Source organism: Patescibacteria group bacterium, assembly GCA_041664365.1.
GTDB lineage: Bacteria > Patescibacteriota > Patescibacteriia > UM-FILTER-42-10 > UM-FILTER-42-10 > JAHJEX01.
Genome location: JBAYKW010000002.1, coordinates 111,123 through 127,940, shown reverse-complemented (window position 1 = coordinate 127,940; position 16,818 = coordinate 111,123). Strand labels below are relative to the sequence as shown.

Here is a 16,818-nt window from a genome sequence, read left to right as displayed (position 1 = left end):
TATTATAACCTTTTTCTACAAATTGATAAAGCAACTTGTACTGGCGATTAATATCAGATACAATTGTAATAATTGGCTTATGTCAACAATTTTTTTTACAAATCCAAAGCTTCCCGTTAATCTAAAAAGTAACCAAAAAATGGTTGACTTTCATGTACATTCAAACTATTCGCTAGACGGAACCATCTCGGTTGCAAAACTACTAAAAACAGCCAGGAAAATGGACCTGGGATTGGCGATCTGCGATCATAATGAAATAAGAGGATCAATGGAGGCGAGTCAGCAGTCTGATGTTGTAATTATACCCGGCATTGAAGTTAACTGCAGTAACGGAACACATGTACTTTTGTATTTTAAAACACAGGGTGAACTTAGGTATTTTTTCGATTCGGTGATAAAACCGAACAAGCAACCCGGCGCATTTGTGATTAATCTCCTACCAAAAGAACTGATTGAAAAAGCGAGGGGCTTTAATTGCATTATCTCGATGCCCCATCCGTTCGTACTTGGTAAAGGCGGAGTGCAACGGGCGATAACTGCCGGCACGATTGAACAATCATTCATTGCAGAAAATGTGGATATTATTGAAGGTATCAACGGCATGGCCACACGAGAGCAGAACCAAAGTGCAATTAATTGGGCAAAAAAAATGAATAAGCCGATGCTGGCCGGAAGCGACGGACATGTGATCTGGCAGATTGGCACGGTGGCATCCGAGGTTACTGGTAATAACACAGAAGAAATCTTCCACAATTTAAAAAACAGCAGTCAGTCAACCGGATTAGAAATTGGCGGATGGAAAAATAAATTAACAACCCTGGTGAAAGAGATGCACCTGATTTCCAGAAAAGAAGGAATAAAAATTCTTGCTAACCAAATAAAAAGAAATATTAAAAAAAGATGAACGCATTGACCAGATTTCTGCAGGGTATTTTGAAACATGTCGATTTAGGTTTGCAAAAAATTGCCAGGCTTATTCCCGATATGATCACTCCGAATTTTCTTACCCTTCTGCGGATACTTTTTTTGGCCCCGATTATTCTGGCGATCCAGCAGGAACGCTACATTCTGGCTACAGTACTGTTCCTTTTTGCCTATCTCCTCGATATTCTGGACGGTCCCCTGGCGCGGGTTAAAAATCAAGTGAGTGAATTCGGTAAAGTATTTGATCCGACAGCGGACAAAGTTGTTTTTATAACTGTACTAATTATCTTGGGATGGCAATCCCTGCCCCATTCCCTGATTTATATCATTATCGGACTGGAAGTGTTTCTGGTTCTGCTCGTCGTCATTTTTGCACCCTTAGCGAAGAAAATAGGAATAGAATTTCAGCTGGGCGCGAATGTGTACGGGAAAATAAAAATGCTGTTTCAAACCGTCGGTACGATTGCCTTGTTTATCACTTTGATGTTAGATGCCGGCACAACCCCGGTTACTGTAATTTTCAGTATCGCTTCTTTGTTCAGTGCGTTAAGCATCCTTGGTCACCTTTTGGCAGTAAAGAGGATACCAAAATCCCCACTGGTATAAACAACGGGGATTTTTTCTTAAACCGCTTTGTTCAGGCGGTTTTATTATATACTGGTGTTGGTATTGATATTCATGTCAGGAATTGCCAGCTCTTCCACAACTACCCCTCTTCCTCTGGCCGCAACATCATTTTCAAGATCCGATGTGATGGCACGGTCTTTCACTAATATGTCAAAACCGGTGAAGCTGTCGCGGGCACTTAAAATACTTTCCTGTGTCAGCATGACCAGTTTTCCCACCTGCTCAACAGTCGGCGTAATACTGATATCAAATGTTGCCTGTGCAATCGGCTTTAATGTACCCGAATTGGCGGGTAAGCTCTTTATTTCCCAGGTCACAATCCGAGTTGCACTGTCAAATGTTATTTTGGTATCGGAACTGCCGATTGCATTACTGTTCCAACTGACATCTTCCGGCAATAAGGCAGTGACTTTTACATTTTTGATATCATTATATAAATTTGCGGCAGTCCAAAATACCCGATACGTTGTCGCCTCACCCACCATCGGAGGGATCGGTCCCGTACCCAGTTTTTCCAGATCATCTGAATAGAAGCGCGCCTCTGTTTCGAGCGTTACCATGCTGTTCAGTTTAATGGTAACATGGTTGCTTTCGCTCTTTGCTTCAAAGTTACCAGTATCTTCCGCCACCAGTGAATCAGCCTTAATAAATGTTTCTACGGAAAAATTATTGTCAGTTGACTTCTGCGGGGAAAGCGAAGCAACAACCGGAATTTTGAAAATAAAACTGCCTTCCTTTCCGGGAATTACGGACTCCAGGTCCTTTATTTCATCCGATCGCCAGGTGATTGTTTTATTTTCTTCATCAAATACTCCTTTGTTATCATCTTCAATCGAACCAAAATCCAGAATTTGCGTATCAGAATTGAATACTGCCTGAACAGCCACATTGGACAGTTTGAGATCACTGGCATTCTGATAGGAAACTTTAAATTCCAGCAGATCGCCCGAATTGACCAAATGTTCCTGATTATATTCATTGACAGTGAACTGAACAATCAGCTCCGGTTTTACAATATATATTATTGCCGTCTTTTCATTCTGCAGTCGGAAGTCACCATTCTTCATAACAATCCCCAACTGCATTTTCAGCTCCTGCGTATCGCCGGGATTTCCTGTGAAAACCCCCTTTAGTTTGATAATCTGTTCCGCTTCACTACTTAGCTCCTTGATCAGCCAGGATTGTTTGTCATCCTGCATTTCCGGTTCTGAACTTTTTATCTCAAAACCATCCGGCAAAGTCGCGGCAACTCTGACATTTGTCAGATTAATTTCAGAATTATTCTTTACTGAAATCTCTATGTCTGTTTCCTGCCCGCTGACAATCCGAAGCGGGGCTTTCAAATCCAGATCAAATATTGACGATGTGATTTCCAGGGAGTGCGACGCCTTTTCTTTAAATGAAGAGCTAAAATTGGCAGGCATATAATCCATGGTCGCTTGGAAAGTTTTTGTTTCATCAATTTCGCCGATCACTTGACCGTAAATTTTTATTTTTCCGCCCATACCACTTGGGATGCTTTTTAACTGCCAGAAAGTATGCGCTTCGTTATTCGCCTCGGGTTCGGAGCGGGAAAAATGAAATCCTTCGGGATATTGTATTGTCAGATCCGCTTCATTAATCGCTACGTTTTCTTTATTCAAATATGAAATCTCAAACAGTATTTCTTCCCCGGATGAGATTTCCTTTGGCGCTGTAATTTTTAATTCGATACTTGCTCCTCCATCATTCTTTCCTCTGTTGAAAATGAAAAAACCCGCGACGCTGGCAACAGCCAGCATGAATAAGAAAGCAATTATGAAATAACTTAATAATCTCTTTTTTGTAAGCTTTTTGCGGTCCATTTTAGTCATATCTGTTTTTTCCGGCTGATCTTCCCGATAAATAGATGTGATTGTTTCCAGCCCTTCCTGAACAGTATCATTTTTTTCACTGCTAACCTTACCGGACTTCTTCAAACCGCCGTTATTAGTCGGTTTATTATAATTGATTTTTATTTTTTTATCTGCCATATAATATCGGATTATTAAACGATAAGGGATGAAAGAAATGAATAGGAACGGATTTGTCGCTCACCGATCATTAGGATAAAATTGTTAACTATTTTTCTCACTTCCGAAAGAGTCCCCAGTTCCAGATTTTTCAGCTTTGTATTGGCAAGTGTTTTCTGGCTCATCAGGCGCAGTACCTTAATGGCGGTGGAAGAAACCGGATATAATGATTCTTCTTTTTGCCTGCACGACGGGCAAACTACGCTAAGGTGCCGGTCGCTGATATAATTTTTTTCTTCCTGCACGTCTTTTTTACAGTAGAAACAGGCGCCGAATGCCGGAGCAAACCCCTGTGAAGAACAGAGCAATAAAATATAGGAGAGCGTGATCAGAACCAGATCATGAATATTTGCGCTTTCCCGATTCCTTAAGAGGTATTGATCGATGGAAGAGTAGGCGTCTTTGATCAGGGTGAATACTTTCGGATCGGACTGATGACCATGAATAATGCTGTCCACCGCTTCATTAAAATATACTGACAAAGCAATGCTTTCTAAATTCGATTTCAAACTGGGGAAATTATCCAAAAGTTTCGTACCGGCAATCCGGTCCTGGATCTTTCCCTGTGCAACCATGATATCGACAACACCAAACGGTTCCAGATGACCGGCCATCTTACTGCCGATCTTTCTGGTACCTTTCACAACCAGATCCACCTTGCCTTTTTCCTTGGTGAAGATTGTCAGTAGCTGATCATATTCCCTGCCGGCTCTTTTTTTCAGCACAATTGCTTCAGAGCGATAAGTAGCCATTAACTTTTCTTTTCGATACCTACCGTGATTAGCTTGCCGTTTACATTCACCACTTTTTCAAACTTTGCTTTTTTCTTTTTGTCATATTCCTGGACGGATATTGCCAGAGTTTCTTTCAGCAAGTTACTTTCAAAAAATTCAAAAAATTTCTTCAGATATTCACTGTCGGTTTGATAATAAACAGCGATACGATCCTGGATGGTTAACCCCGCTTTCTTTCTGACACTATTGATCTGCCGGACAATCTCTCGCAGGATTCCTTCTTCCACCAGCTCGTCCGTCAGGGTAATGTCCAGGGAAATTTTGATTTCTGTTTCATCTTTTTTGATCCAATCCGAACCCCCGGGCAGTTTGCCGTCATGTTTCTGATGTAATTTCGTAACCTCTTTTACATTCAGTTCATCCTGAAGAATATCAGAAAACTCCTCCTTGAATTCTGAAGCGATAACCAGCTGACTTAAAGGCTGTCTGACTTTTATTTTTGCTTCCGCACGGGCGGAATGAGCAAGTTCCGCAATATCCCTGATGCGCTGCATTTCTTCGATCAACCCCTGATCAACCGGCGCTTTATCTTTTGCCGGCCAATCCTCGAGATGTACCGATTCCTTCCATTCGTATTTGTCTTTATTCAAAACAGATTTCAGTTCTTGATAAAGTGTCTCGGCAATAAACGGCATAAACGGCGCCAGTATTTTGGTCAACGTCAGCAAAACTTCTTTCAGTGTTTCGAGTGCCACCATGCGGTCTGCGGAATCTTTCGGCTGTTTGAACCGATCTCGGGATCTGCGGACATACCAGGTTGATAAATCCTGGACAAAACTTTCTATTTTCCTGCCCGCTTCGGTGATCTGGTATTTATCCAGCGAATCAGTTACCTCACCAACCAGTTTGTGCATTCTGGCCAATATCCAATGATCCATAATGTGCTTGGAAAGAATCTTCTTTTCGGGCATGCCTTCTTTGGCAAAAGTTTTGAAGAATACAACCACATTCCAAAGAATCAAAAGCTGTTTTTTTACGACTTCGTTCACACCAATTTCATCAAAATTTTTCGATTCGCCCGGCTGGTTCATGGTATACAAATACCAGCGCAAAGCATCAACGCCGTATTTATTTATTATCTCCATGGGATTAACCGTATTGCCTTTGGACTTGCTCATTTTCTGACCCTTCTTGTCCAGAATCAAGCCTAAACAAATCACATTTTTATAAGGCGCTCCCTTACCTAAAAGTGTGGATACCGCCAGCAATGTATAAAACCAACCGCGGGTCTGGTCAATCGCTTCGGAAATATAATCTGCGGGAAATGCTTCATTGGCATCAATAAAATTTTTATTCTCAAAAGGATAATGCCACTGGGCATAAGGCATGGAACCGGAATCAAACCAGGCATCCAGAACCTCCGGTACACGTTTCATTTCGCCGTCACATTTTTCGCATTTAAAAGTAACTTTATCAATAAACGGACGGTGCGGGTCAAATGATTTCGGCAGTTTTTTACCGGAATATTTCGCCAGCTCTTCATATGATCCGATACAGATTCTATGCACGCATTTGTCACACTCCCAGATCGGCAGCGGTGTGCCCCAATAACGTTCACGGGAAAGTGCCCAGTCTTTTACTTCATTAATCCACTCGCCGAAGCGCCCTTCTTTAATATGGTTCGGTACCCAGTTAATCGCCTGGTTGTTTTTAATCAGCTGATCGCGTACTGCGGTCATTTTGATAAACCAGGAATCTTTCGCATAATATAGCAGTGGGGTATTACAGCGCCAGCAGAACGGATAAGTATGTTTAATTGTTTCCGCCCAATACATCAGCCCGCGGTCTTTCAAGTCGGAGACGATTCTGGGATCAGCGGTTTTAACAAACAGTCCCGCGAATGACCCGGCTTCTTCAGTAAATTTTCCTTCCAGATCAATCAGATGATGTTTCGGCAGATTATATTCCTTGCCCAGTTCAAAGTCATCAACTCCGTACATTACCGCGGTATGCACAATCCCCGTACCGTCATCAACGGAAACAAAATCCGCCGGCAGGACGTAATGCGATTTTTCCTTATGCTGAACAAAATTATAGAGCGGTTCGTACTCTAAATTTACCAGGTCTTTCCCTTTTATTTTTTTGATTACTTTATAATTGCCACGCAAAACTCCCAGACGCGCTTCCGCCAAGATCAATATCTCTTTGTGGTGTTCAACTTTGACATAATCCACCTTTTCTCCGACTGCAAGCGCCACGTTGGAAGGCAGAGTCCACGGCGTAGTGGTCCAGACCAGGAAATATTCGTTATCCTTTTTTCCCTTAACTTTAAATTTGATGAAAACTGAAGGGTCCTCCGTATTTTCCTTATACCCCTGGGCCAGTTCGTGCGAAGATAATGACGTCCCGCAACGGGAACAGTATGGAACAACTTTATAATCACGATACAAAAGTTCTTTATCCCAAATCTGTTTAATAATCCACCAGAGCGTTTCAATGTAGCCGTTGTCGTAGGTCACGTACGGATTTTTCAAATCAACCCAGAAAGCGATCCGCTCCGTCATCTTTTCCCACTCATCTTTATACTCCCAGACGCTTTCTTTGCATTTTTTGTTGAATTTTTCAATGCCGTATTTTTCAATGTCCGGTTTGCCGGAAATACCCAGTTTCTTTTCAATCTCCAGTTCTACAGGCAACCCTTGAGTATCCCAGCCCGCTTTGCGGTTGACCCGGAACCCCTGCATCGTTTTGTAACGCGGAATCAGATCCTTAAAAGCCCTGGCTAATACATGATGGATTCCCGGTTTTCCATTGGCGGTCGGCGGTCCTTCAAAGAAAATAAACTCTTTTTCTTTGTTCTTTTCAATGCTTTTCTCAAATATGCTCTTCTCCTGCCAAAACGAAAGAATCTCCTCTTCTAGTTTGGGGAAATTCACACCAATAAATTCGGGTTTCTGTTTATTTTTATCCATAATATATTGTGAATATGTTTATTATAGAAGAAAAACCATCCTTTGACAACATGGTCTTTAAATGGCATTAAACACCTCTCCCGGGAATTATTTCTCAATCTAAGAACCCGGCAAGTCCTTCCCCTCCTTTTAAAGGAGGGGAGCAGAGTATTATTACTATTATAAAATCATGTTCCAGAGGGGTGGTAAACCCAAGGGTAATTGACGGCACTCCCGCTCCATGTCATCTTCGGGCTTGCCCGCCTTGCCGGCGAGGCAGGACCCGGAGATCCATTTACAATACAGCCTTCGATTCCGCTCCGCTACACTCAGGCAATATTTCCTGAGCGAACGAAGAGAGTCGAAGGATGTGTGTTATTCCGGGGGTCTTCTCCTGTTTCTTTCTATCATCTTTCCATGCATCCCCGGTCCCCAGCTTTTGGTTGATTCTTTCTATTATTCTACAAAACCAATGTACATTTGAAAAACAAAAAAGTGCCCATCAGAACACTTTCAACTGTTATACTAATTTCTAATCTAAATTGACTCTTGATTTTTCCAATCCTAATTCTCTGGAAAGTAATGTTTGACCAAACTTTTCTAATTGTAGTTTCATATGATTATTTATTTTTAACATAGTCAATACCGATCTTCCATACTCCTTTTTCCAAAAAAGCTTCAATGGTTTGCCGGGTGGCCTTGTTTATCAAATTTGAATGGGAAAGTTTATTTTCCCTGGCATATTCAACCAGAGAAATAATTTTTTTACCCTCCAAATACGCCAACCGCTTGTGATAGCTATTAGTCAATGCTTTACCGACTATTTCCTCCATGATTGAAGTATCGTTTTTCAGATCAAAGTCTCTAAATGCGTCATAATATTTTTTCCGATCAATAAATTTTATATTTATCGGAACAAACCCTTCGCGAATTAGAGCGTAATTATTTATCACTCTTCCAATACGACCATTGCCGTCACAAAATGGATGGATATATTCAAAAGTCAAATGCAATTTTGCAATTCGCTTGATAATGTTTTCATGACTGGCTGCGTTATATTCGACCAACATTTTTTCCAAACGTTCTACTACTTCTTTCGGATTTGGCGCAATATGACTCCCAACCCGCACAAATTCATTGTCTTTCCTGAATCGGCCGGCAATATCACCCCGAATATTGGAAATCAACATTTTATGCAGTGACAAAATCATATCTAAGGAAAGTTCTTCTTTCTTAGCTTTTTTATCAATGTATGATACCACACTAGCCAAATTTTTGGCTTCAAAAATTTCACGCTCGGAAATAAAACGATTCAGATCAATCTGCAATAATATTTTTTCTGTTTCTTCAAGCGAAAGAGTGCTATTTTCAATAGCATTGGAATTGTAGACTTGCTCAGCCACTTCGGATTCCGCGATAAGTTTAATCAGCGCGTCTTTGCCGATTAACGCCTTATAGTATCGCTCACGAAGCGAATTTATTTGATTGAAAACCTTGAGTATTTTAGGCATATATAACAATTATATATCGTTTTCACGGTATTGTCAATAAAACCGTGAAAAACTCTCTATTTTATACTACTTTTCACGGTTTTAGCGCCAACCTCCCCTTTCACCCGAATTCAGTGATTTTTGATCAGGCGGAAAACAGGATGCATATTCAAAAAGTCCTGCTTTGACAACATGCATAACTATTGGTAAGCTAGGAAACTTTCCGGCACAAATCAACAACCCAAAGCGAAGGGGGAATCCGATGAAACGCCTGATTTTGCCGGCAATTCTGGTGCTCTTTGCACTTTCTAGTGCCTTGGCGGCAGATACGGTCGAAGTGCTCCTGATGAGCAACGAAGCTGTCCTGCTATCGAACGGCGAGATCTGGGTCCTCGCCCACAAACTGGGATGGAGCAACACCGGACGTGTCGTCCCGATCCCCGCCCGTGAAGTGGCACACCTGCCGTCGAGCGACCGTTTCGTGGACATCCACAACAACGGCTGGGTTCTAGAAGGATCGGGATGGGTCAACTACGGTCCTCCGCCCGCAGTGGCAGGAGGCGTCAAGAAACCGCCAATCACCACCACCGCCCCGCTACCTAGCCGTGGCAACCTGGTTACCTACACAGTCACCAGGCCGGACACTGTGACTGTGTCGGTCGTGGACCCTACTGACCGGGTCGTAGATGTGCTCGTGGACCGAGAATTCCGCGAGGCAGGAACCTACACCATCGACTATGTGCTTACTGAAGAAAACTGGGGTTTCTACGTAGTTAAGCTCGTTGAAGGAAAAACAATCACCAGAACAATTTTGTATCGATAGGTGAATATCGCTCCTTGCCCCCGTCTTATCCCAAGACGGTTTTTTTATTCCAATCAAAAACTCTCCAATTAAAAGAGAGTCAAATTAATATTATATTACTATTTTTTCTTACCAGATATTGTTTTTACATTCTTATGAGAACTTTTTTTTGTTTCTTTTTTTACAATCTTTTTCTTAACAGCCTTCTTATGTTTGTGATACTGCCCCGTTTTCAATCCCCAACTTGCGCAATTTGTTCTACAAACATGTCCACCGTTACTGTCTGTTCTTCCAGGATGAGCAAAAGCAACATTGCTACTTGAAAGAAATAGTACTAATAAAAAAATTAGAAGTTTCTTTTTCATAAAATTATAAAGAAGGCACAATTGAGAAACCCATTACAATAGCAAATCCAATTATTAAAGCTCCAATGATAATTGCTACTCCAATGTTTCCTTTTTTAATTTCTTCCCATTCATTAATAGGTGTAAATTTATCAAACACCCAGAGAAGAATCGGTAGCGCAATTGCCATAGTTATTGCACCTGTTATCCCCCAACCAAATGTGATTAAATATTCTTTAAATATATCCATATTATTAGCTAAATAATTACAATTTCATCCTACCCCTATTTTAGCCAATTATCAAGCGCTGTTTAGTTAAGAAAAAATTGCAAAACATCCTCCAAACCCTGGGGCCCGGCCACCACACCAATACTTCTATTAAATTACCCTTGGGTTTACCACCCCTCCGGAACATGATTTTAAAATAGTAACAATTCTCTACTCCCCTCCTTGATAAGGAGGGGAAGGACATGCCGGGTTCTTAGGTAGAGAAATAATTTCCGGGGGAGGTGTTTAATGTCATTCTCGGACGCCGACATCGGAGGCGATCAGGGAATCCATTACTTTTTGTGGATCTCCGGGTCAAGCCCGAAGATGACAAGATAAAGCCCGATGATGACACCTACTACCCTTATCCCCGTCCGCCTTGGCTTCGCCAAAGGCGAGCCGGGCGGGCCTACTCCCTAAAATAACCTAGACTCAATCTCACTTAATTTCAACGGGATGAATATTGTTTTATGACTGTCCGTCTGGCCCTGCAATATTTCTATATCCGATTTGCGCAGCTTAAGATGCCCTGCCAACAGGCTGACAAGCTCATTATTAGCCTTCCCCTTTTCCGGCGCGGAATTCAGTTTCACTTTCAAAAAATCGCCGGACACACCGACGACTCTGCTTTCCCTTGATTTTGGAATTACTTTAAGAAAGACAATTGTACCTGTTTCTGATTCCTGGTTCCACATGCTATTTTTTTTCTTTCTTTTTCTTATCCTTTTTTTTGCCGACCTCGCGGTATAAATCAATCGTTTCTTTGGCAACCTTGTTCCAGGTAAAATTTTTAGCCTGGACTAATCCCGCCTTGCTCATTCTGTCTCTCAACCTTTTATTCCCTAACACTTTTGCCATCGCTTTTTCAATTTCTGTGATTTTATTCGGGTTCACTAATACCGCAGCATCCCCGGCGACTTCCGGCATGGATGAAACGTTGGAAGTGATTACCGGAATGCCCATACTCATCGCTTCGGCTATGGGTAAACCAAACCCTTCATAAAGCGTGGGGAAAACAAAGCAGGTGGCGTTTTTCATCAGAGCAACTTTATGTTCCTGCGAAACATAGTTTAGAAAACGAATTTTGTAATTGAATTTCTGGTCCTTAATAGTTTTAAATATCTCCTCATACTTCCAGCCTTTTTTGCCGGCAATCACCAGATCATATTCCTTGTACTTTTTGTAATCTTTCACCATCAGCACATTATATGCCTTAATCAAGGCGGTCAGATTTTTCCGGGGTTCGATCGTGCCGATAAATAAAAGGTACTTTTCCGCGATTTTATATTTCTTCTGGATATCTGTTTTAGACACTGACTTCGTTTTCCCTTCCCCCTTTTGTGGCACCACGCCCTCATGAATAACCGTAACTTTGCTTGGAGAGGTTTTGAAAAGTTCAACAATATCTTTTTTCGTTGCCTTTGATACGGCTATTATCCTGGATGCTTTTTTCATGCTCTTTGGCACCAGGATCTTTGTACTGAAAGACTGACCTGATGGAAACCAGGAAGGATGCCGGTAAATAGCCAGATCATGCACAGTCAGAATAATTTTACCGGGGTAGGTCAGCGGGCAGGCATAGGCCGGGGCGTGGAAAACGTCCAGTTTGTTTTTCATCAGCACGGCGGAAATCAGCATATGCGAATAGGTAAACGGCAGGTATCTTTTGTACTGGGAAAACGGGAAGAACTTGATCCGGACATTTTTCTGTTCAAACTCTTTGGTCTTGCCCGCCATCTTGTAATCAAAATACAAATAGTACTCGTTGTGCTTGTCTGTTTTCAGAATATTCTTTACCAAAAAATAGGTATAGTGCCCTACTCCGGCCACTTCACCTTTTGGATTTAATATATTCCTGCAATCAATTCCTATTCTCATAATATAATTTTTTATTTTTATTACATTTTTGTCGGAGCACTCACTCCCATCAGCGCGAGCGCATTCTGCAGAGTAATCTGGGTTGCCTGGATCAGGCGAAGTCTGCCTTCATTAATATTACCTTCTTCAATCACTTTACATTTTGCGTAAAAATCATGAAACTTCTTGGCAATCTCAATCGTGTAAAAAGGAAGACGGTGCACCTCATAACTTTTGCTGATTTCTTTCAAAAGATCGGGGAATTTTATCAGCTCTTTTATTAGAATCAATTCGGTGGGATGGCTCAATTCCGCGTTTACTTTGCTCAGAGTTGCTTCTTCGTTTTTGAGCTTTTCCATTATACTACAAATCCGGGCATGAGCATATTGAACATAATACACCGGGTTTTTACTGGACTTCTTTCTGGCTAGGCTTAGGTCAAAATCCATGTGCGTTGAAACGGCGTACATCAGAAAGAAAAATCTGGTGACGTCCAAACCAACTTCTTCCACCAACTCTTCCAGTGTGATAAAAGAACCGCTCCGTTTGGACATTTTTACTTCATATCCGCCTTCCAAAAGACGGACCAGCTGTACGAATATCACATCCAGTTTTCCTTCATGCCCCAGCGCTTTCAGCGCCGCCTGCAAACGGGGTATTTCGCCGTGGTGATCCGCACCGAGAATATTTACTTTTCTGGAATTGGTTTCAAAATTAACCAGATGATGCGCAATGTCCGTCGCGAAATAAGTCGGCTTGCCGTCTTTCTTAATCAGCACCCGGTCTTTATCATCGCCGAACTCTGTAGACCTGAACCATAACGCTCCATCCTGTTCAAAGGTCAGATTTTTTTCTTTTAACTGTGCGATGGTCTTATCAAATTTCCCCGAGTCCATTAAGGACTTTTCGGAAAACCAGACGTCGTATTTAATATTCAGTTTTTTCTCCAGAAAATCCTTGATCTGTTTTAACATTTTATTCAGAACAGTCATCTTTGTTTTTTCTTTGATCTCGTCAATCTTTTTGACACTGCTCAATGTATAATTTCTCAAAACAAATGAACTGGCCAGGTCTTTGATGTATTCTCCCTGATAACAGTAATCCGGGTACGGAACCGGAATCCCCTTGCGCTGAAGATATCTTCTTAAGACCGACTCGCCCAGAGTATCAACCTGCTTGCCCATGTCGTTTACATAATATTCCCGCTCCACCTGATACCCGACATGTGCCAGAATCTTCGCCAGTGTATCCCCGAGGAATGATCCACGGCCGTTGCCGACATGCAGGGGGCCTGTGGGATTGGCGGAAACAAACTCAACTTGTATTTTTTTCCGATGGCCAAAATTGCTCCTGCCAAAATCTTCCGCTTTATCAAATATTATTTTGGTAGCATCTGAAAGCCAGGCGGGTGATAAATAGAAATTAATAAATCCCGGCGCAGCCAACTCCACTTTTTCCAGAATATCATTATCCGCGATCCTTTTTTGGATTCCTTCGACCAGCTGACTGCCGAGCTCCATGGGACTCTGCCTGAGCGTCCCGGCCAGTTTCAGAGCCACATTACAGGAATAGTCCCCGTACTGATTATTTTGCGGATATTCAATATCAATTTCAGGGATGTCAAAACCGATCAGCTCATTATTCTGTTGCTGCTTCATAATCTCATCCCTGACGATATTTTGTATTTTCTCTTTGATCATTAACTGTATTATAGCTTCTTTAACGATAAAATAAAATGTCTACTCTAGGGTAGTCTGAATGACGTCATTCAGGCAACTCAATATGAGAATGCCTTCATTAGCGATGAAATAAAAATAAATCTCCAGGGTAGCTTGGATGACGTCATCCAAGCTACCCAATACGAGAATGACTTCATTCAAACAACCCAATATGAAAATAACTTCATCCAAGCTACCCTACACAATCCGCGATTGACCGGTGGGTAATTATCCGATATGATAGCGTATCGCCAATTAGACCTGACAATGATAGAATTACTATAGATATTAATGAAAATTATAGCAAAAAACAAGCGCGCCTATTTTGACTACTTTGTTGAGGAAACACTGGAGGCCGGTTTAGTTTTGACCGGGCCGGAAGTGAAATCAGCTAAAGCAGGCCACGTCAACCTCAAAGGCAGTTTTGTTTCTTTAATCGACGGCATTCCAAAAATTGTAAACTGCCACATATCATCATACAAGCATGCTAAAACCAAGCAAAGCAACTATGATCCGACCGGACCCAGAAAACTGCTGTTAAACAGGAAAGAGGTGTCATCATTGATCGGATTATCACAGCAAAAAGGCTTGACATTACTGCCACTTTCTATTTATACTAAGAACGGATTTGTTAAAGTCGAGCTTGGTTTATGCAAGGGCAAGAAGAAACACGACAAGCGTGACATTCTGAAGAAAAAAGCGGTCAACAGGGAAATTGCCCAGGCCATCCGCGACAAGACAAGCCGCTAGTAAACATCATGGGGATGTTACAAAATCGACAGTAAGTTCATTATAGAACCAGCAAATCGGAGCTCCGGGAACTCCGTTATCAATCCTGGAACAATCATAAATGCCAAATCATTTATGTCCAGAGTAAAGACTGCATTTGCATCTTTATCTTTGGCACCCGCAGTAGCCTAAAACCTACTGCCATCCGTTTTGCTGATGCTCGATGGGCAAATAACGGGTGTCATATTATCGAGATTACTGGTTCAAGCGCTCCAGATGAATCAGGACACCAAAATGGAGACCGATACTTACGGCTTTGTTTGCTCTATACGTAAGTATTTAAACTTAGAGCAAACTATATTTGTAGAAGGTTTTATGGTTTCTTGCTAGACAGGGGTGAAAAGCCCCTCATCTCCACCACTCGACTCATCACGCTTTGCGTGATTCGCTCGTGGTCTTCGACCACTTTCATTAATACAATTAATAATTAAGCATCACAACTATTTACAACAAATTCAACAAACCGATTGATCGAGGGCCGAGAAAAAACAGTTTTATTCGAGCCACCGAAGTTCTATTAATTGATGAACAGGGAAATAAGTTGGGCACCGTTCCGATTGCAGAAGCACAGCAGATGGCTATAGATCAGGGAATTGATCTTGTTGAAGTTTCAACCGGAGCCACCCCTCCGGTATGTAAATTGGTTGATTTCGGAAAATACCAGTACCGGAAAGATAAAGCGGAACGTAAACAAAAAGCCAAACAGAAAAAGGTAGAGATCAAAGGAATCAGGCTAACCTTAAAAATCGGCAAACACGATATTGATGTCAGGCTGAAACAAGCCTCAAAGTTCCTGGACCAGGGTGATAAAGTAAAGATTGAAATGATGCTCAAAGGTAGAGAGAAAGCCCATTTTGACCTGGCTAAAGAAATATTTGAAAATTTTCATGCGAGTTTAGGTGATACCATTTTGATTGAACAGCCGATTGTCAGAAAAGGCGCAAAATTGATCAGTATCATTGCAAAAAAGTAAATTACTAATTACCAATTACTAATCACCAATTACCAGTTACCACTTACAAATTACTAATTACTAATTACGAATTACCAACTACTAAACAAACCAAATGCCGAAAATCAAAACTCATAAAGCAACAAGCAAACGAATCAGAGTAACCAAGCCAAGCAAGAGAGGTAAGAAATCAATTAAAATGATTCAGCGCACTTCCGGACAGGATCATTTCAACTCTCGTGATTCAGGCGAGGAAACTATTCGGAAACGAAGAGACAAAGTCATTCACAAGACCAATGTCAAATCAATTGAAAAATTGATGCCCTATCGATAAACTTTATAAAATATAACTGATACAAAATAATGCCTAGAGTAAAAAGAGGAACCGCGCATGTAAAAAGGAGAAAAAACCTTTTAGCACGCACCAAGGGTTACAAATGGGGACGCAAGAAAAAGATTAAAGAAGCCAAGACCGCGGTCTTAAAAGCCGGCGCTCACGCATTCCGTGACCGACGCGCCAAAAAAAGATCCGCCCGCAGTGTCTGGCAGATTCGAATCAACGCCGCCGTCAGAGAAGAAGGATTGTCTTATTCCAAATTCATCGACCTGCTGAAAAAATCCAAAGTGGAAATCGACCGCAAAGTTCTTTCGGAACTGGCGCAGAAGAATCCGGAAGTTTTCAAGGCAATCGTCAAACTGGTGCAAAAATAGTTTCTAAATAAACAACGTAGGCGCGAATTCGAATTCGCGCCTACGTTTTTGTTTTATTCAAATTACCATCGTTTGCGGTCGTAGATGATGGTTCCAATAACAATCCCGATAAAATCAATCCCGGCATCCCACAGCGAACCGCTTCTGCCCGGCACGAAAACCTGGTGGAACTCGTCAGACAAAGCATAAAGTAATGATACCAGTATCCCGGCCGCGATAATTTCCAGGTATAACATATTCTGATGTTTAACCGTTCCGGTTTTCAGGTCTCTTTTAATTTCATCATTATTAAAAAACATTCTCAGCAGTAAAATTACCAAAAGCCCGTATTCCGCCATGTGGGCTATTTTCCTCAAAACCAAATCAAAAGTATTCGGCAATCCGCTCTGTAAATCAGGGATTGATGATAAATAGAAAATTAGCCCGGCCAAAAGCAGCGGCGGAAGGTAATAGTAAATAAGTTTCTTATATCTGTTCATATGACCATTTCATTATATGTTAACAAAATAATATTGCAAGCATTTTAGCTAATAATAGCCAAAATTATCTTCTTAAGTATTGACAAAATGCAGATTTAGGTATATACTACGCGGTTAACAA

General features: G+C 41.5%; 18 protein-coding genes and 1 other RNA gene. 8 read left to right on the top strand and 11 right to left on the bottom strand.

What is annotated here, in order from left to right; all coding sequences use genetic code 11:
• The first annotated feature begins 79 nt into the window (after positions 1 to 79).
• Entirely contained in the window at positions 80 to 904 is an 825-nt protein-coding gene (locus WCW66_02685; protein MFA6391639.1) for a PHP-associated domain-containing protein, read from the top strand.
• Positions 901 to 1,530, top strand: coding sequence for a CDP-alcohol phosphatidyltransferase family protein (locus WCW66_02680; GenBank protein ID MFA6391638.1), 630 nt, complete (start codon positions 901 to 903; stop codon positions 1,528 to 1,530). The genes WCW66_02685 and WCW66_02680 overlap by 4 nt, the downstream gene beginning before the upstream one ends.
• A gap of 44 nt (positions 1,531 to 1,574) precedes the next feature.
• On the opposite strand, the gene WCW66_02675 is transcribed toward WCW66_02680, so the two are convergent.
• From WCW66_02675 to WCW66_02655, 5 genes are all read right to left on the bottom strand, one after another.
• On the bottom strand, positions 1,575 to 3,563 hold the full coding sequence (locus WCW66_02675) for a hypothetical protein (protein MFA6391637.1): 1,989 nt from the start codon (positions 3,561 to 3,563) through the stop codon (positions 1,575 to 1,577).
• Between the two features lie 14 nt (positions 3,564 to 3,577).
• A complete protein-coding gene (recO, locus tag WCW66_02670; protein MFA6391636.1) occupies positions 3,578 to 4,354 on the bottom strand; it encodes a DNA repair protein RecO in 777 nt (258 codons plus the stop codon).
• Positions 4,354 to 7,308 carry an isoleucine--tRNA ligase gene (gene ileS, locus WCW66_02665; GenBank protein MFA6391635.1) on the bottom strand — a complete coding sequence of 985 codons (2,955 nt, stop codon included), beginning with the start codon at positions 7,306 to 7,308 and terminating at the stop codon, positions 4,354 to 4,356. The genes recO and ileS overlap by 1 nt, the downstream gene beginning before the upstream one ends.
• A gap of 599 nt (positions 7,309 to 7,907) precedes the next feature.
• Positions 7,908 to 8,798, bottom strand: coding sequence for a Fic family protein (locus WCW66_02660; protein ID MFA6391634.1), 891 nt, complete (start codon positions 8,796 to 8,798; stop codon positions 7,908 to 7,910).
• 81 nt (positions 8,799 to 8,879) lie between these two features.
• Positions 8,880 to 9,266 carry a hypothetical protein gene (locus WCW66_02655; GenBank protein MFA6391633.1) on the bottom strand — a complete coding sequence of 129 codons (387 nt, stop codon included), beginning with the start codon at positions 9,264 to 9,266 and terminating at the stop codon, positions 8,880 to 8,882.
• Here WCW66_02655 and WCW66_02650 point away from each other — a divergent pair.
• Positions 9,259 to 9,600, top strand: a complete 342-nt coding sequence (locus WCW66_02650) for a hypothetical protein (GenBank protein MFA6391632.1) — start codon at positions 9,259 to 9,261, stop codon at positions 9,598 to 9,600. The two genes, WCW66_02655 and WCW66_02650, sit on opposite strands and share 8 nt — an antisense overlap.
• 98 nt (positions 9,601 to 9,698) lie before the next feature.
• On the opposite strand, the gene WCW66_02645 is transcribed toward WCW66_02650, so the two are convergent.
• The 5 genes from WCW66_02645 to argS form a co-directional block, all read right to left on the bottom strand.
• Complete coding sequence (locus WCW66_02645) at positions 9,699 to 9,944, bottom strand: YHYH domain-containing protein (GenBank protein ID MFA6391631.1); 246 nt, start codon at positions 9,942 to 9,944, stop codon at positions 9,699 to 9,701.
• Between the two features lie 4 nt (positions 9,945 to 9,948).
• Complete coding sequence (locus WCW66_02640) at positions 9,949 to 10,173, bottom strand: DUF350 domain-containing protein (GenBank protein ID MFA6391630.1); 225 nt, start codon at positions 10,171 to 10,173, stop codon at positions 9,949 to 9,951.
• Positions 10,174 to 10,607: 434 nt separating this feature from the next.
• Complete coding sequence (locus tag WCW66_02635; protein MFA6391629.1) at positions 10,608 to 10,886, bottom strand: DUF167 domain-containing protein; 279 nt, start codon at positions 10,884 to 10,886, stop codon at positions 10,608 to 10,610.
• Between the two features lies 1 nt (position 10,887).
• A complete protein-coding gene (locus tag WCW66_02630) occupies positions 10,888 to 12,069 on the bottom strand; it encodes a glycosyltransferase family 1 protein (GenBank protein MFA6391628.1) in 1,182 nt (393 codons plus the stop codon).
• A gap of 20 nt (positions 12,070 to 12,089) precedes the next feature.
• Positions 12,090 to 13,748 carry an arginine--tRNA ligase gene (gene argS / locus WCW66_02625; GenBank protein ID MFA6391627.1) on the bottom strand — a complete coding sequence of 553 codons (1,659 nt, stop codon included), beginning with the start codon at positions 13,746 to 13,748 and terminating at the stop codon, positions 12,090 to 12,092.
• Positions 13,749 to 14,057: 309 nt separating this feature from the next.
• On the opposite strand from argS, the gene smpB reads away from it, so the two are divergent.
• The 5 genes from smpB to rplT all read left to right on the top strand — a co-directional run bounded on the left by smpB (position 14,058) and on the right by rplT (position 16,218).
• Entirely contained in the window at positions 14,058 to 14,516 is a 459-nt protein-coding gene (gene smpB, locus WCW66_02620; protein ID MFA6391626.1) for an SsrA-binding protein SmpB, read from the top strand.
• Positions 14,517 to 14,526: 10 nt separating this feature from the next.
• Positions 14,527 to 14,915, top strand: a transfer-messenger RNA (tmRNA) gene (gene ssrA, locus WCW66_02615).
• Between the two features lie 73 nt (positions 14,916 to 14,988).
• Positions 14,989 to 15,528 (top strand): translation initiation factor IF-3, encoded by a 540-nt coding sequence (gene infC / locus WCW66_02610; protein ID MFA6391625.1) that lies wholly within the window; start codon positions 14,989 to 14,991, stop codon positions 15,526 to 15,528.
• A 94-nt stretch (positions 15,529 to 15,622) separates the two neighbouring features.
• The gene (locus WCW66_02605; GenBank protein MFA6391624.1) at positions 15,623 to 15,841 is read left to right on the top strand and encodes a hypothetical protein; all 219 of its coding nucleotides are present in this window, start codon (positions 15,623 to 15,625) and stop codon (positions 15,839 to 15,841) included.
• A gap of 29 nt (positions 15,842 to 15,870) precedes the next feature.
• Entirely contained in the window at positions 15,871 to 16,218 is a 348-nt protein-coding gene (gene rplT, locus WCW66_02600) for a 50S ribosomal protein L20 (protein MFA6391623.1), read from the top strand.
• Between the two features lie 62 nt (positions 16,219 to 16,280).
• Here rplT and WCW66_02595 read toward each other — a convergent pair whose 3' ends face one another.
• On the bottom strand, positions 16,281 to 16,697 hold the full coding sequence (locus tag WCW66_02595) for a VanZ family protein (protein MFA6391622.1): 417 nt from the start codon (positions 16,695 to 16,697) through the stop codon (positions 16,281 to 16,283).
• Positions 16,698 to 16,818: the final 121 nt, after the last annotated feature.

What these genes read in the sequence shown, in the direction of transcription:
- WCW66_02675 (MFA6391637.1), bottom strand. Translation starts at nt 3,563, where the DNA reads ATGGCAGATAAAAAAATAAAAATCAATTATAATAAACCGACTAATAAC.
- WCW66_02595 (MFA6391622.1), bottom strand. Translation starts at nt 16,697, where the DNA reads ATGAACAGATATAAGAAACTTATTTACTATTACCTTCCGCCGCTGCTT.
- WCW66_02645 (MFA6391631.1), bottom strand. Translation starts at nt 9,944, where the DNA reads ATGAAAAAGAAACTTCTAATTTTTTTATTAGTACTATTTCTTTCAAGT.
- WCW66_02630 (MFA6391628.1), bottom strand. Translation starts at nt 12,069, where the DNA reads ATGAGAATAGGAATTGATTGCAGGAATATATTAAATCCAAAAGGTGAA.
- smpB (MFA6391626.1), top strand. Translation starts at nt 14,058, where the DNA reads ATGAAAATTATAGCAAAAAACAAGCGCGCCTATTTTGACTACTTTGTT.
- argS (MFA6391627.1), bottom strand. Translation starts at nt 13,748, where the DNA reads ATGATCAAAGAGAAAATACAAAATATCGTCAGGGATGAGATTATGAAG.
- WCW66_02680 (MFA6391638.1), top strand. Translation starts at nt 901, where the DNA reads ATGAACGCATTGACCAGATTTCTGCAGGGTATTTTGAAACATGTCGAT.
- recO (MFA6391636.1), bottom strand. Translation starts at nt 4,354, where the DNA reads ATGGCTACTTATCGCTCTGAAGCAATTGTGCTGAAAAAAAGAGCCGGC.
- WCW66_02685 (MFA6391639.1), top strand. Translation starts at nt 80, where the DNA reads ATGTCAACAATTTTTTTTACAAATCCAAAGCTTCCCGTTAATCTAAAA.
- ileS (MFA6391635.1), bottom strand. Translation starts at nt 7,308, where the DNA reads ATGGATAAAAATAAACAGAAACCCGAATTTATTGGTGTGAATTTCCCC.
- WCW66_02640 (MFA6391630.1), bottom strand. Translation starts at nt 10,173, where the DNA reads ATGGATATATTTAAAGAATATTTAATCACATTTGGTTGGGGGATAACA.
- WCW66_02635 (MFA6391629.1), bottom strand. Translation starts at nt 10,886, where the DNA reads ATGTGGAACCAGGAATCAGAAACAGGTACAATTGTCTTTCTTAAAGTA.
- WCW66_02655 (MFA6391633.1), bottom strand. Translation starts at nt 9,266, where the DNA reads ATGTCCACGAAACGGTCGCTCGACGGCAGGTGTGCCACTTCACGGGCG.
- rplT (MFA6391623.1), top strand. Translation starts at nt 15,871, where the DNA reads ATGCCTAGAGTAAAAAGAGGAACCGCGCATGTAAAAAGGAGAAAAAAC.
- WCW66_02605 (MFA6391624.1), top strand. Translation starts at nt 15,623, where the DNA reads ATGCCGAAAATCAAAACTCATAAAGCAACAAGCAAACGAATCAGAGTA.
- WCW66_02660 (MFA6391634.1), bottom strand. Translation starts at nt 8,798, where the DNA reads ATGCCTAAAATACTCAAGGTTTTCAATCAAATAAATTCGCTTCGTGAG.